Source organism: Lancefieldella sp., from assembly GCF_057237245.1.
Window position 1 is genome coordinate 13,905 of record NZ_DBHHJM010000010.1, and the last position, 14,601, is coordinate 28,505.

Sequence of the window (14,601 nt, forward strand, 5' to 3'; positions counted from 1 at the left end):
GCTTTTCAGTATAGACCAGTAAGGCCGGCACAGAAAATTCTGTACCGGCCATGGGTGCTTTTATGTGCGTGCTTAGTAGGCTGTGGTTGCACGTACCTTACTTGCGGTTACGGCCACCAAGGGAGTAGCCAAGGTTCTCCCAGAAATCAATCTGGACATCTTCGCCCTCGTCCCAAACCTTGAGCAGGTCCTCTGGAACGTACTGACGACGAACATCAGCCTCGCCACCGTAGAGGCGGAACCAGTCTGCGCTCATGATGAGGTAGCCGTCCTTACCGGAGTCCTTACCCCAGCTGTTCTCAATGCGCCACTGCTTAGCCTTGCCGTCCTTATCAAGCTCAACACCCTGGAAGGTCATTGCGTGGGTAAGGGAAGTCTCATAGTTCTCAATCATTGAGGCGCGATCCATGTCAAAATCAACGCCAAAGAGGCCGTTGTAATCCATGGTGTCGGTTGAGAGGACGTAGTTGAAGTCCTCATTGTGGCGAGGGAACTCCTGCATAACGTCGCAGGCCATGCAGACAGGGTTGCCATCCTTCAAAGAAGCAATGGTAGCTGCCTCAAGAACCTCTGGCTCAACGTTTAAGAAGCGAGTCTTAATGCCGCCTAAAACGGTATCGATGAAGGTTGGGTGATATACCTTGCCGTAAGGATACTTCTTGCTTGGGACAGAAATGAGCTGGACAAAGCCACGAGGATCAACGCCACAATAGCGCTCAGCAAACTCAAGAGGAGTAATGCCAAAGTCGCGAAGAATCTGAGTGCCCTCCTCGTCTTTCTCGCCGTCCTTTTTGTCCTTGTTGTCAGAAGCCTTGCTTGGCTCAACAGGAGAAAGCTTTGCCTTATCTACCTGTGCGTTTTTGCCAACCTTGCACTCAAAATCAAAGGTCAGAGGTGGCTCGCCGAGGCAGACGGACAGAATCTGGTGGAAGCCCTTGAGCTGCTCCTGCTTAAGCGCACGAAGCTCGTCTTGAGACTTGCCAGCTGCGTATGCTGCGCGAAGCTCGCCAGCACTCTTTCTGAACAGGCGGTCAATGCGCTCATCCATCTGTGTAGAGTTCTTGGAGCAAGCAGTCTCTGGCATGGCGTCCTTAGGAACCAGGCCGTACTTCTCAACCAAGCTCATAGCAAATGAGTAGTAGCCGCCATCGCCAATGCCCTCGGTCAGAAGTGTGTTGACAACACGAGAATCGGTTGGCTGGTCAGCAGTCTGAATGATGTACTCAAGTGCAGAGTTTGCCTTCTCAAGCTTGTCGTAGAACATGCCATATGCCTGGCTGAACTCAAAGGTATCAACGTCAAGCTTCTTGATTGCCTCCTGGCGAAGCACATTGAAAGAAGAGAACATCCAGCAGCGACCGCTCTGACGCTGGTTGGTGACGTCGCCCGTCTTTGCAACAGCAACACCGTAGGTGTCAGCGTAGGTGCGCATGGTGGTGATGTCGCGAGCAGCTGCGGAAACGCCCATAGAGGTTACGGAGTTGCGAGCAACGCGGTTAGCACGGTCTGCACTAAATGCAGCGGTTTCCTCGTTTGCCCACTGTGGATTTACGGTCTGATCAGCCATTGAGGCTCCTTTTGTTTGTAGCGTTTAGAAAAAACCTGGCGAGAAGACCGATCTTCTCGCCAGATGGTTTGTACCTTAGCGAAGCGTTGCAAGAGAGCCCATTGGGTCCCATGGCTCGAGGACGGTTGCTTCCTCGGTCTCAAAGGTCTTGAGCTGCTCAGGAGTGAGGTACTTCTTGTCAACAACAATCTGGTAGACGTACTCGTCAAACCAAGGGTCAGAGATGGTATCAAAGCCATCGCGGCCGTGGTCTTTACCCCAGCTGTTCTCAACCTTCCAAAGGGTAGTGTTGCCCTCTGCGTCAAAGTTAACACCCTCAAGAACCATAGCGTGAGTCATCAGAGACTCGCCGTAGTCAAGGCGCTCAGCACGGTCAAGTGCGCCCTCAACAGGGAAGCCAAAGAGGCCGTCAACGTCAAGCGCACGGGTATCCATGATGCCCTCTTCGCGAAGGTAGGACTGAGCAACGTCACAACCAAACCAGACAGGCAGGTTGTCCTTAAGCTGAGCCACAGCAAGGCGCTTGAGCTCAGGAATCTCAAGGTTGAGGTAACGAACGCCGCCACCCTCAACAACGTTGCCCAAGCGGGAAACGGTATAGGTGTGGTTGAAAGGCTTATCTGCGGTTGGTGCAGAGATGATTGAGATGTAATCATCAAGATTCATATCAACAGTCTCAGCGAAGAACTCCTGAGGGGTAAAGGTGCCAGAAAGAGCGAGGTTGTCGTCCTTATCGCGCAGGCGTGCCTCAAAAGATACAGGAGGCTGACCCAGGCAAGTTACCAGCAGCGTGTAGACGTCCTCCATCATCTCTTTCTTCATCTCGCGCAGAGACTCGAGGGACTCGCCAGCTGTTGCGGTCTCACGAAGACGCTTTGCAGCACTACGAAGATAGCGGGTAAGGTATGCGTCCATCTCGTGGGTGTTGCAGGAGTTAGCAGTCTCTGGCATAGCGCTCTTTGGAACTACACCGTACTTCTTTACGAGGCTCTTAAACATATCCCACTGGCCACCGTCGCCAATTGGGTCGGTAAGCAGGAAGGATACAAGACGGCCATTTAGAGGCTCATCAAGGGTATCCAGAATGTTCTCAAGGAACCAGTTGGACTTCTCCATCTTGTCCCAAAACAGTGGATATGCCTGGGAAAGCTCAAAAGTGGAGAGGTTGTATTTCTTGATGATGCGATATCTAAACGTATTAAGTGATGCAAACATCCAGCAACGACCAGAGCGCTTCTGATTAGTGCGGTCACCCTGCTTTACCTCAACATCAAAGGTAAGAGGATTGAGGGCAACACCTTCTGGTACACGAGCTGCTTTTCTAACACCAGCGCTGGTAGCAGCATTTTTAGCTACTGTGTGAGCGCGGTCGGACTCAAAGTTCTTCTGAGCCGCTGCAATGTCGTCAAAGGAAATGCTTTTCATCTGATCCATGTGATCTCCTTAACTGGAATAGGTAATACAAAAACTATATTCCCAATTAAGGTGTCCCTAGTCTAAGAGTTACCAGTTTGAAACTTTTATTTTGAGAAATTTTTGAACGGATGGTCTACGCCAACTAAGAGAGATTTTGTGACGTTATGAAATTGGCGAGAAAATATTTTCATCCAATTTACCAGCGGCAATAGAAGTATTAGCACATAGAACATATGTTTGTATTAGTAGTTATTGTCCGGCGAATCGGCTACACTATACAAAGAAATTAAGAGCCCTTGGTAAAAGAACAAATTTTGAAGCACAAAGAGAAGAGCGTAGAAAAAGATGGCATTTGTTCACCTCCACAACCACTCAGATTTTTCCATTCTTGATGGAGCTAGCCGTGTCCCAGACATGGTTAGTAAAGCTGTAGAGTTTGGTATGCCAGCACTTGCTCTTACTGATCATGGGTATCTCTTTGGAATTCCAGATTTTGACCTTGCATGCCGCAAGTACAATGAGGCGCTTAAAGACTTTGGCCAGTGGTGCCATGATGTGGAATGTTTTGAAAAGGGCTGGGATCTAGAAGAGCCTCCTGCAGATGATCCCAATGCTGGTGAGCATGATAAGGTTCATGCTCAGTGGGCTTCTGACGTTCAAATTTGGAATCAAACACATGATATTAAGGCAGTAAAAGCCAATAAACCATCCCCACTTATTAAGCCAATTTTTGGCTGTGAAGCTTATTTCATTCTTGATGATTGTATTGAGAAGGGCACTAAGCAGGTACGTTATCACCTTATCCTGCTTGCTAAAAATGAGACCGGCTATGTCAATCTGATGAAGATGATGTCAGAGGCGGGCTCAAAAGATATGTTCTATTACAAGCCACGCACTACGCTTGAGATGCTCAAGCGTTATCACGAGGGAATTATCTGCACTTCAGCTTGTGTTTCTGGCATCATTCCCCGTATGTTGTTTGAAGGTCGTCCAGAAGAAGCAGAGCGTTGGGCAAAAATCTATCAAGATATCTTTGGAGATGATTTCTACCTAGAGATTCAAGACCACGGTTTGTCTGATCCAAGCTGGGGCGGCTATACCGATAGAACCCTTGCTGAGCGTATTGTAAAGATGGGTCATGACCTTGGTATTAAGGTAGTTGCTACCAACGATAACCACTATCTCACTAAAGAGGATGCAAGCGTTCAAGATATTGCTTCCTGCATTGGTTCAGGCGCTCGCGTTGATGATGAGAACCGCAAGCGCATGACAGGCAGCGAGTTCTACCTTAAGAGTGAGCAAGAAATGCGCCAGATTTTCTCGTGGTGTCCAGAAGCTATCGAGAACACCATTGAGGTTGCAAATAAGTGCAACTATGAGCTGGACTGGACTCACATGTATCTGCCAAAGTTCCCAGACTTGGCAGAGGGAGAGACCTCAGAGGAGCGCTTTAGAAAAGAGTGTGAGCTTGGTCTTGCAAGACGTTATGGAGATGATTGGCAAAACGTTGTCATCAACGAGATTAACGTTAAAGACCGTTTTGAGTATGAATATGACATCATCTGCAAAAAGGGCTTTGCAGATTACTTCTTGATTGTTCAGGAGTATGTCCGCTGGGCAAAAGAGAATGGTATTGGCGTAGGGCCGGGTCGTGGTTCTGCAGCAGGCGCTATTGTTGCATACGCTATGGATATTACCTCGTTTGACCCTCTTGAGAATGGCCTCATGTTTGAGAGGTTCTTGTCTCCACAGCGTTCAGAGATGCCAGATATTGATATGGACTTCGACGATGAGCGTCGTCTTGAGGTTGTTGAGCACGTCCGTCAGATTTATGGATCTGAGCGTGTTTCTCACGTTATTACGTACTCGACCATCAAGGCAAAACAGGCAATAAATGACGCGTGCCGCGTTCTGGGTTACCCCGTTTATATGGGTCAGCGCCTCTCTAAGATGATTCCAGGAGATCCTAACGCTCACCTTAAGTTTGTTCTTCATAAGGCTCAAGAAGGCCAAAAAGGCGCTGATCAGTATTCTGCTGATTTTGAAGATGCGTACGAGAATGACCCTGATGCTAGAAGAATCATTGATGCAGCTCTGTCTATTGAGGGCTTGCATCGTGGTGAGGGTGTGCATGCTTGTGCGGTCTTGATTGCTCCTACGCCTGTAAATGACCACGTTCCCACCAAGGTAGATACCAAGGGCGGCGTAGAAATTACGCAGTACGAGGGCCACTCTGTCGCAGACATGGGCCTTCTTAAGATGGACTTCTTGGGACTGAGAACCCTAACGGTTATTTCTCGTGCAATCAAAAACGTGAAGGATAACTACGGTATTGATATCGATGTAGATAACATTCCGTTTACTGATCCAGAAATTTATAGACTTCTTAGAGAAGGCAGAACTGCTGGTGTTTTCCAGGTTGAGTCTGCAGGTATGACTGCAACCATTAAGGGCATGAGACCAACAGAATATAAGCACATCGTCGCACTTATCGCTCTTTATCGTCCTGGTCCTCTTAACGCAGGTATGGTTACCAGCTATATCAACCGTATGAACGGTAGAGAAGAAGTCAAAGATTACGATCCACGTCTTCACGATATCTTGGAAGAAACCTACGGAACCATGGTCTACCAAGAGCAGGTTATGCAGATTTCTATGAAGATGTCTGGTTTTACCGCAGGCGAGTCTGACAAGGTCAGAAAAGCAGTAGCAAAAAAGAAGATCAAACTCATGCAGGAAGTTGTCCAGCACTGGGATGACGGTACTGATGAGACCATGGAGGCTCACTGGAAAAACGGCGCAGTTCGTAATGGATTTGATCGTTCGGTTGCAGAAAGCATTTGGGACGATGTTCTTGAGTTCGCATCTTATGCATTCAACAAGTCTCACTCTGCTGGCTATGCAATTCTTGTTATGCAGACCGCATGGATTAAAGCGCATTATCCACATGAGTTTATGGCAGCAGTTCTTACCTCGTACATGGGCAAGACGGATAAGATTGTTCACTACGTAAGCGCTTGCCGTCATGAGGGCATCAAGATTCTTCCACCAGATATCAACGAGTCCGGTAAAGACTTTACGGCTACTAAAGAGGGTATTCGTTTTGGCTTTGCGGGAATCCGCGGCGTAGGAGCTGGTGTTGGTGAAGCCATTATGCTTGAGCGCCAAAAAGGTGGTCCTTTTGCCAACATTCATGATTTTGTCGATCGTGTTGATGCAAGTCAGGCAAAGCGCAATGTTGTTGAAGCTCTTATCAAAGCAGGAGCTTTTGACTCAACAGGCTATACCCGTATGCAGATGATGAGTTTTGTGGATAAGAACAACCCACAAAACATTATTGATGCTGCTACTAAGCGTCAAAAAGATAAGGCTGTTGGCCAGTTCTCTATGTTTGATATGTTTGCAGAAGTAGAGGGTTCCGGTTTTAGCGATAGTGTCCCAGAGCCAGATGGTGTTGAGTGGGATAGGCGTTTCAAGCTTACTAAAGAGTACGAGGTCTTAGGCATTTATGTCTCTGATCATCCACTTCGTCCATACGAGTACGCCCTCGCTAAGAGCAGAGATTATGCCCTTGCAGAAATTGAAGAGAATGTAGAGGTTCAGCTTCCTAACGGTGCTATGTCTCAGCAGTTCAAAGTTCCAGAAGGTAAACCTATTCGCTTTGCGGGCATGGTTACTAATGTTATGAAGCGCACTACAAAAAACGGCGATCCAATGGCAATTGTTACGCTTGAAGACATGGAGGGTAGCGTCACTATTGTCATGTTCCCTAAGCTCTACAAGAAGGCTGCAAGACTTCTTGCTGGAGATGTTGACCCAGAGACTGGCGAGAGCCAGAGCGACATCTTCATTTCTGTTCTTGGAAAGCTTGAGCGCTCTGATAGAGGAGACCAGGTTATTGCTCAAGAGGTTAATCCTATTGAGCTTAACAGTGCTAACAACACACCAAAGACACTCGTTATTCATATGCCTGCTTCTCAACTTCAAAGACAGGCTATCGAGACACTTGGACAGATCTTCTCGCGCTATCCCGGCATGGACTGTATTGAGATTAGGGTAGAAACAGACATGGGCGATGTTATGCGCATGGAAATTCCTACCAGGATTGATGGACGTAGCATGGTTCTTTTGACCGAGCTTAAAGATTTTATTGGTCAAAGCGGATACGCACAGATTGTTTAGATTTTGTCGATTCTAAATTTGCAGGTTACTCTTAAGTAATAACTGTTACTATTTAAGTAGCACTTGCTAAGAAATTCTGACATCTTCGGATGTCGTGAGAGGAGAAAAAATGATCGACGCAAAGTTTTATCGCAACAAGGAGACAGGCGCTGTTGTTTACGGTGTCGCAGGCAACGTAGAGGCAGCAGACCTTGAGCTTCTCCAGGCTGGCGTTACTGACGGTGCAGCTGAGAAGCACGTTCCATTTGTTACTCGTGAGGGCAACACCGTTACCGTCCGTGTTGGTGAGGTTGCTCATCCAATGCTCGAAGAGCACTACATTGAGTTCATTGCTCTTGTTTCTGAGAACGGCGCTCAGTTTGCACAGCTTAAACCTGGCCAGGAGCCAGTTGCTACCTTCACTCTTGAAGAGGGTGTTGAGGCAGAGGCTTATGAGTATTGCAACCTTCATGGTCTTTGGAAGGCTTCTCTCTAAGTCTATTGACTCAACAATAAGCACTAGCTTATTAAGGTCAAACGGAGCTGCTACCTGCAGCTCCGTTTTTTCTTACTACACCTGTTTGTTTTTGGGTAAAAACAAATTAAGCACTTTATGATAGGAATGGTATGCGCATAGCAGTTGCACAAATGAATACTCAGGCCGGAGACTTCGAGTTTACCGCTCAGACCATGCTGGAATATGCTCAGAGAGCTCAACAGCAAGGTGCTGAGCTAGTCATTTATCCTGCGCCAACTCTTACAGGGCTGCTAAGCGTGCCAGAGGCTGACATAGAAGGACTTTTTGCGGACCTCTCGGAGATTATCAACTCGCTTTCAGAAAAGCTTCCAATTGCGGCCCTTATTCCTGTTGTAACAGAGTTTGATGGAAGTGCAGCGAGCGAGGCCCTTCTCGTTAGAAACGGAGCCGTAACTCCGCTGAAATTGACTGCCCAGATAGCGCACATGAGCGCTCTTGCTCGTTCTGCTAGCTCTGCACAAACATCTGGCGAGAATACCTTTGAGCTCGCAAAATTTGAAGCAGGCGGCCTTACGTTTGGCGTTGCTTTTACCTACGACGATCTTGACGCGTGGCAAGATGTCGACGACTCGTTAGATGCTGTCATTTATCTGCCGTATTTTGGCTTTGCTGTTGATGATTCGTCGTCCGCCATGGGCATGGCGGTGGCAGAAAGCCGCTATCTGGGAGATGTTGAGGAGTTTGATAGCTGGCTTATCGCTGCAAACGCTGTTGGCGCCTATGGTAACCAGGTGTTTTGTGGTTCAAGCTTCTTCTTGTCTCCTTCAGGAGATTTGGTCAAACAAGCAGCCTCATTCTCAGAAGATATGGTTGTCTGCGAGGTTGACCAAGATACTATCGAAAACTTTGATAGAGAAGATACTGCGGGTGTCTATAACAGCGCGCTTACTACATGGGGCGTATTGGCTACAGGAGTGCGAGACTACACGGTAAAGTCTGGGTTTAACGGTGCTTTTATTGCGGTTGATGGTTCGCTTAACTCACTTGTTACTTTGGCACTTGCTTCAGACGCTTTAGGTCCTATGCGCGTCCACGTACTGTTGCTTCCAAATAAAGATTCTCGAGCAACAAGCGCTGCGGAGTTGCTTACTGCAAGACTTCGGGTTAATAAAGTTACTGTGGATAGCGCGGTTTTCTCGACATTTACCGATACAAAATTGGTGAGTGCATACGGCTACGCATATGCTGACCAGCACAATTACTTAACGCTTGAGACTGCCGATAAGACCATCCTTGCGCTCAAGGGAACAGAGATTTCTAGTGCACACTCTCTGTGGCCTCTAGGGGATATGTATCATGCAGATATTGTTGACCTTGCAAGGGTAAGAAATACCTTCTCGCCAGCTATTGACCATGCAGTTCTCGAGAATATCTCTGAGGTTGTAACTGATGGGCTAGAAAATGCTGCACCAACACCTCAAGAACGCATCGAGTTTGTTGATTACGTGCTTACCAGCTATCTTGAGTGGAATAAGAGCATTTCTGCCATTGTGGAAGAAATGGGAAAGGTTGACGAGGTCAAAGCAATTATTTCTATGCTCCACGCCCGCCAAAAAGACCGCAGAAATACCACTGAGGTTCTGGAAATGTCTTCAAAGAGTCTTATAAATGCCCAAATTCAACACGCATCAGTCTGGCAAGACAGAATTAGAGATACAAAGGCTTCCGAATCCGACCTGGTAGAGTCCTTACGAAATTCTTTGCGAGAAATTCAAGGAGCTTCTATGCATCTGCCTGAGTTGTCAGTTGATTCAACAGAGGCTCAGGAAGGCTTTAAGGATATGCTGGAGCTTTTAAAAGAGCTGGCACAAGAATCTGATGCACAAATTGGCATGGTTGACCCCAAAATGTGGAGAGGCCCTTTCTCAGAAAATTAGTTGCATCGTTTGCTCATACTCTGTGATAATATAGAACTAACGTTCTATATTAGGAGGTGCAATGGTAATTCTTGGAATAGACCCTGGTCTTGCTCACACTGGATGGGGAATTGTAGAGACAAGGGGTTCTGAATGCCGTGCACGCGCCTATGGATGCATAACTACAACCGCAGATGAACCAATAGATATGCGCTTGGGAAGAATCTATAACCAGATTGTTGAGGTTATAGATAAGTTTTCACCAGAAGCTCTTTCTATTGAGAGCATTTACTTTGGACAAAACGTTAAATCGGCTATTCCTACTGCACATGCTCGCGGTGCCGCTATTGTCGCTTGTTCTAAAGCAGGTCTTACGGTTGGAGAATATACTCCAATGCAGATAAAGCAAGCTGTTGTTGGTACAGGAGCTGCTGATAAACAGCAGGTTATGTATATGGTTCAAAACATATTGTGCTTGGATCATCAGCCTCATCCAGATCACGCAGCAGATGCTTTAGCTGCCGCAGTTTGTCACGCTAATCTTGTAAGAACTACCTCGCTTGGAAAGGGAAGAATACAACTATGATTGTCCAGCTTACGGGCACACTTGTATCCGTTACTCCTTCAGTTGCTGTTCTCGACGTTAATGGCGTTGGGTATGAGCTGGGTATATCAGCTTCAACAGCTGCTGCGCTTCCACAAGCGGGTGAAGCAGGCGTTACCGTTTTAACTCGTATGGTGGTCAGAGAAGATTCAATGGAACTCTTTGGATTTGCTTCGCGAGAAGAGCGTGCGCTCTTTGATCGCTTGCGTGCAATTTCTGGAGTAGGTCCTAAATTGGCTCTTTCTGTGCTTTCTACGTTTACGCCACAGCAACTTGCGGTAATTGTTGCTACCAATGACGGAAATCGTCTTAAGAGCGTGTCTGGCCTTGGTAAGAAGAAGGCAGAGCGTTTAGTAATTGAACTTTCTGATGTGTTCGCAAAAGATGCAGAGCTTAAGCAGCTTGTTGGTCTTACGTCTCCTGCAGACTTTGCTGCTATTCCAAAACCTGCTGTAACCTCTGTAGAATCAGAGGCTATTGAGGCTCTTCTTGGAATGGGCTTTACTTCTCAGGAAGCAACGCTTGCTCTTGAGGGGTATGAAGAGGCTGGTGCTATTACAATTGAAGCTGCTATTGGATATGCACTAAGGCGTTTGGGAAGTGGTAATTAATGTGGGAAGCAGATGCAGATAACTTATTTGAGTCGTCGTCTACTCCAGCTCCATTTCCAGGACACACTTCTCAACGTGTAGTTTCTAGTGGACTTCAGGCAGAAGACCTGGAGCAAGATAGAAACTTGCGACCAAAAACTCTTGATGAGTATCTTGGTCAGGAGCGTGTTAAATCAAATCTCCGTGTTCTTATTGAGGCTGCAAAAAGCCGCAATGAGCCGCTTGATCACGTTATTTTTTCTGGCCCTCCAGGCCTTGGCAAAACAACGCTTGCAGGTGTTTTAGCAGGAGAAATGGGCTCAAAGCTTCATACAACCTCTGGCCCCGCAATTGAGCGAGCAGGAGATTTAGCAGCAATTCTCACCAATCTTGAAGAGGGAGATATCCTCTTTGTTGATGAGATTCACAGGCTTAATCACCAGGTTGAAGAAATTCTGTATCCAGCAATGGAAGATTTTTTCTTAGATATTGTTATTGGCAAAGGTCCTGCGGCAAGGTCAATCAGGCTTGATATTCCACGCTTTACCCTTGTGGCTGCAACAACAAGAACGGGACTTTTGACTGGTCCTTTGCGCGATCGTTTTGGTATTTCTTATCGCCTTGATTACTATACTGTTCCTGAGCTTCAGACTATTGTCATGCGCTCGGCAAACATCCTTGATGTAGAAGTTGATGAGCAGGGAGCTGCTGAAATTGCTTCTCGATCAAGAGGCACACCACGCTTGGCAAATCGTCTGTTAAAACGCGTACGAGATTACGCACAAGTTAAAGCTGAAGGTACTATTACCTGGCAGGTAGCCTCAGAAGCGCTTTCATTCTTTGAGATTGATGAGCTTGGTCTAGATGTAATGGACGTACGTGTTTTACGTGCGCTTTGTGAGACGTTCAGAGGTCGTCCGGTTGGTCTCACAACCATTGCAAGTGCAGTCTCAGAGGATCCGTCTACACTTGAAGATGTTTATGAGCCATATCTTTTGCAGCAAGGGCTTATCATTAGAACACCTCAAGGTAGACAGGCAACGCATGCTGCATTTGATCACTTACGTATTCCTGTTCCTACTAACTAGTAGATTGGAACAAAATGCTTCAACGTGATTACATTTTGGAAGTAATCGATGACTTTACTTCAACGGTCACAGCAGGTTTGGGAAATGCTTTAGAGACTCAAACTGAAGAGTCACTCGATGGGGTAGAGGCAGCTGTTGCAGAGCTCATTGATTTGAGCCCAGAGACTGCTCTTGCGCTTTCGCCAGACTCTCTTGTAACGATGATGTTGCTCTCCGGCGTAGCTGATTCAGTTGCAGAGTATGTGGTGTATGCCCTCGACAGGCTCTCTCACGTTTATGAGCAACTAGGAGACGAGGATAAGGCTGGTCTCAGAAGACAGCAGGCCGTAGCGGTTGCACAGTCCTTCTCGGTAGATCAAAACGCTACTCCAGAGCAATTTAAGGATTTTGAAGCAAAGTATTTTGCGTAACCACATTTTATAAGCTAACAAATAAACCCCAGCTCAATATGAGTTGGGGTTTATTGCTATTGAGCGATGTAACTAGTTGGATTACCAAATGACAATCTTAGTTCCATAAGGGATGTTGTCATAAACCCACTTAGCATTTTCTGTTGCAAGGCGTACGCAACCGTGGGAACCGTTGTATCCAAGCCTACCATCACGGACGGTATAACCGTCGGAGTTATAGAGAATGGAGTGAATAAGATACTCACCAGAAATGGTCGTGTAATACCAGCATCTAAAGCCAGAGCCAAAGTAGAGACCCTTGTTACCTACGGTAAATTGACCATGAGGAGTCCACATGCCTGGTGCTCCTGTAGTGCACTGCCATTCGTACCAAACAACCCAGTTGCCGTGCGAGCCCCTATATACAGCAAAGCGATTGCCGGTAGTATCAATCTGGATGAGCCAGTTAGTAGCGCTGTAATAGTTCTGCGCATAACGATACATGTCGGGGTAGTAGCAAGGCTGCTCCTCCATGGCGCCATCAGCAGCTGACCAATACAGTTTTCCACCCCAGGATACATAACCAGTTTGCATGGAACCATTATTACTGAGATAGTAGTCCTTGCCGTTATCTTTAATCCATCCGGTTTTCATCTTGCCGTCAGAATCAAGGAAGTACCAACTGCCCTTTGAATTAATCCAACCAGTTTGTTTTTCTCCATTGGAACTAAAATAGTACCAAGTTCCATGAATATTAAGCCATCCATCTGCTGGTGCACCATTAGAAAGATAGTAAAAATCTTTACTATTTTCTTTTAACCATCCCGTCTTAATTTTATGGTCAGAGCCAACGTTTACAGTCAATCCTGGAAGATGTACCGTTCCTGTTGGCTGTGAACCGTCATCTGTAGAGAAGACCCCTTCGGGAGAAATGAATCCAGTCAGTACTCCGTCTGGACCTGCCCAACGTTTTACACCATTTGAAAGAGTAACCCATTCATTTTTTGCTAGACCATAGTTTTTATCAAAGTAGTAATTCTTTCCATCAATTGAATGCTCTCCAACGTATGCGGCATGGTCAATTGAAGATGGATTAAAGTACCATGTTTTATTGCCAGGAGTAGTAAACCATCCAGAGACAAGCGCGCCGCTAGATTGAGCCCAGGACAAATTTCCGTCTGGTAGGGACACCCAATTACTTGAAGTCATACCAGCATTTTCATCAACGTAATATGAACCGCTAGGAAGTTGGAAAAGTCCAGTTTTCATGCGATGAATTGAGTCTTCTGGATCAAAGTAAAACCATTTACCATTTGGGAAATGTTTCCAACCTGAATAGAATGAGCCATAAGAATCTACCCAAGACCATGAACCATCATCATTGTGAATCCAACTATTTCTAAGGATTCCATAGTTTTCATCGAAATGATAATATGTGCCGTCAATTTCGACGTTGCCAATAAGCGCTGGATGCTGTGGAACAGATGGATCAAAGTACCAAGTTCTACCATTTGGTGTGTTAAACCAACCAGAGGCAAGAGCGCCATTTTTTTGAGCCCAAGCCCACTCACGAGTTGGTAGTTGAATCCAACTGTTAGAAATCATACCTGCATATTCATCAATGTAATATGAGGTACCAGAAACCTGAATTGTTCCAATTAACATACGATGACGAGGTTCTTCTGGATCAAAATAGAACCACTTGCCGTTAGGCATATGCTTCCATCCAGAATAGTAAGTACCATCTTCAGTTGCCCATGACCAAGAACTTGCTGAACGATATACCCATCCATTTGTTACAAGTCCGTTTGTTGAATCAAAGTAGTAAAACTTACCATCAATTTCAACTTCACCGAAGATTGCCTTATGCTGCGGGTCAGTTGGATCAAAATACCAAGTTTTTCCATTAGGTGTTGTGTACAAACCTTTGACTGCATTACCAGCAGCGTCTACATAGTGCCAACCAGAATCATCTTTGATCCACTGGCTTGTGACAAGTGTTCCATCTTCTTTGTAATAGTGGAATTGGCCGTTTTCTTGTCTCCATCCAGAAGACTGAGGAGTTGGCGTTGTATTCTCTGTTGGGGCAGCAGGTGTCTGGTTTGTTGTTGGAGCAGTTGTCGTTGGTGCTGCAGGTGAAGCAGGCTGAGAGTTTTCAGGTGCTGCAGGAGAAGTATTTTCAGCTGTTGCGGTAGTTTCAGTTGTTACAACTGGAGCATTTACTGTAGACGTATCAGTTGTCTCTGCAAGAGCAGGAGCAGCGTGGAGTCCGCAAAGTAGAGCCGCACTCAACGAAGCAACCGCAATAAGCTTCTGTGTAGAAGGTCTGTAGGAAAAACGCATCTTCTTCTCCATTGTTTTAACTCCAATAAATCCAGGTAATAAAGAGCAA

The 14,601-nt window shown here is 46.3% G+C and carries 10 protein-coding genes; 7 read left to right on the top strand and 3 right to left on the bottom strand.

Annotation, left to right across the window (positions count from 1 at the left end; genetic code table 11):
- Positions 1 to 97: 97 nt before the first annotated feature.
- Entirely contained in the window at positions 98 to 1,567 is a 1,470-nt protein-coding gene (locus ACO5GU_RS06925) for a C1 family peptidase (protein WP_035428722.1), read from the bottom strand.
- A 75-nt stretch (positions 1,568 to 1,642) separates the two neighbouring features.
- A complete protein-coding gene (locus ACO5GU_RS06930) occupies positions 1,643 to 3,001 on the bottom strand; it encodes a C1 family peptidase (RefSeq protein WP_035435478.1) in 1,359 nt (452 codons plus the stop codon).
- A 327-nt stretch (positions 3,002 to 3,328) separates the two neighbouring features.
- On the opposite strand from ACO5GU_RS06930, the gene dnaE reads away from it, so the two are divergent.
- The 7 genes from dnaE to ACO5GU_RS06965 all read left to right on the top strand — a co-directional run bounded on the left by dnaE (position 3,329) and on the right by ACO5GU_RS06965 (position 12,230).
- Entirely contained in the window at positions 3,329 to 7,165 is a 3,837-nt protein-coding gene (gene dnaE, locus ACO5GU_RS06935; protein WP_484873722.1) for a DNA polymerase III subunit alpha, read from the top strand.
- A 109-nt stretch (positions 7,166 to 7,274) separates the two neighbouring features.
- Positions 7,275 to 7,640, top strand: coding sequence for a desulfoferrodoxin family protein (locus tag ACO5GU_RS06940; protein ID WP_035435483.1), 366 nt, complete (start codon positions 7,275 to 7,277; stop codon positions 7,638 to 7,640).
- Between the two features lie 131 nt (positions 7,641 to 7,771).
- Positions 7,772 to 9,559 (top strand): nitrilase-related carbon-nitrogen hydrolase, encoded by a 1,788-nt coding sequence (locus ACO5GU_RS06945; protein WP_484930567.1) that lies wholly within the window; start codon positions 7,772 to 7,774, stop codon positions 9,557 to 9,559.
- A gap of 61 nt (positions 9,560 to 9,620) precedes the next feature.
- Positions 9,621 to 10,124, top strand: coding sequence for a crossover junction endodeoxyribonuclease RuvC (gene ruvC, locus ACO5GU_RS06950; protein ID WP_035428717.1), 504 nt, complete (start codon positions 9,621 to 9,623; stop codon positions 10,122 to 10,124).
- The gene (gene ruvA, locus ACO5GU_RS06955) at positions 10,121 to 10,753 is read left to right on the top strand and encodes a Holliday junction branch migration protein RuvA (protein ID WP_311409391.1); all 633 of its coding nucleotides are present in this window, start codon (positions 10,121 to 10,123) and stop codon (positions 10,751 to 10,753) included. The genes ruvC and ruvA overlap by 4 nt, the downstream gene beginning before the upstream one ends.
- Positions 10,753 to 11,820 carry a Holliday junction branch migration DNA helicase RuvB gene (gene ruvB, locus ACO5GU_RS06960; RefSeq protein ID WP_035428715.1) on the top strand — a complete coding sequence of 356 codons (1,068 nt, stop codon included), beginning with the start codon at positions 10,753 to 10,755 and terminating at the stop codon, positions 11,818 to 11,820. Before ruvA ends, ruvB begins: the two co-directional genes overlap by 1 nt.
- Positions 11,821 to 11,834: 14 nt before the next feature.
- On the top strand, positions 11,835 to 12,230 hold the full coding sequence (locus ACO5GU_RS06965; RefSeq protein ID WP_313993388.1) for a hypothetical protein: 396 nt from the start codon (positions 11,835 to 11,837) through the stop codon (positions 12,228 to 12,230).
- A gap of 81 nt (positions 12,231 to 12,311) precedes the next feature.
- Here ACO5GU_RS06965 and ACO5GU_RS06970 read toward each other — a convergent pair whose 3' ends face one another.
- Positions 12,312 to 14,564, bottom strand: a complete 2,253-nt coding sequence (locus tag ACO5GU_RS06970; protein ID WP_484930569.1) for an N-acetylmuramoyl-L-alanine amidase family protein — start codon at positions 14,562 to 14,564, stop codon at positions 12,312 to 12,314.
- Positions 14,565 to 14,601 lie beyond the last annotated feature (37 nt).

Bases quoted from the DNA above. Each gene is read 5' to 3' on its own strand.
- ACO5GU_RS06925 (WP_035428722.1), bottom strand. From the start codon at position 1,567: ATGGCTGATCAGACCGTAAATCCACAGTGGGCAAACGAGGAAACCGCT.
- ACO5GU_RS06930 (WP_035435478.1), bottom strand. From the start codon at position 3,001: ATGGATCAGATGAAAAGCATTTCCTTTGACGACATTGCAGCGGCTCAG.
- dnaE (WP_484873722.1), top strand. From the start codon at position 3,329: ATGGCATTTGTTCACCTCCACAACCACTCAGATTTTTCCATTCTTGAT.
- ACO5GU_RS06940 (WP_035435483.1), top strand. From the start codon at position 7,275: ATGATCGACGCAAAGTTTTATCGCAACAAGGAGACAGGCGCTGTTGTT.
- ACO5GU_RS06945 (WP_484930567.1), top strand. From the start codon at position 7,772: ATGCGCATAGCAGTTGCACAAATGAATACTCAGGCCGGAGACTTCGAG.
- ruvC (WP_035428717.1), top strand. From the start codon at position 9,621: ATGGTAATTCTTGGAATAGACCCTGGTCTTGCTCACACTGGATGGGGA.
- ruvA (WP_311409391.1), top strand. From the start codon at position 10,121: ATGATTGTCCAGCTTACGGGCACACTTGTATCCGTTACTCCTTCAGTT.
- ruvB (WP_035428715.1), top strand. From the start codon at position 10,753: ATGTGGGAAGCAGATGCAGATAACTTATTTGAGTCGTCGTCTACTCCA.
- ACO5GU_RS06965 (WP_313993388.1), top strand. From the start codon at position 11,835: ATGCTTCAACGTGATTACATTTTGGAAGTAATCGATGACTTTACTTCA.
- ACO5GU_RS06970 (WP_484930569.1), bottom strand. From the start codon at position 14,564: ATGGAGAAGAAGATGCGTTTTTCCTACAGACCTTCTACACAGAAGCTT.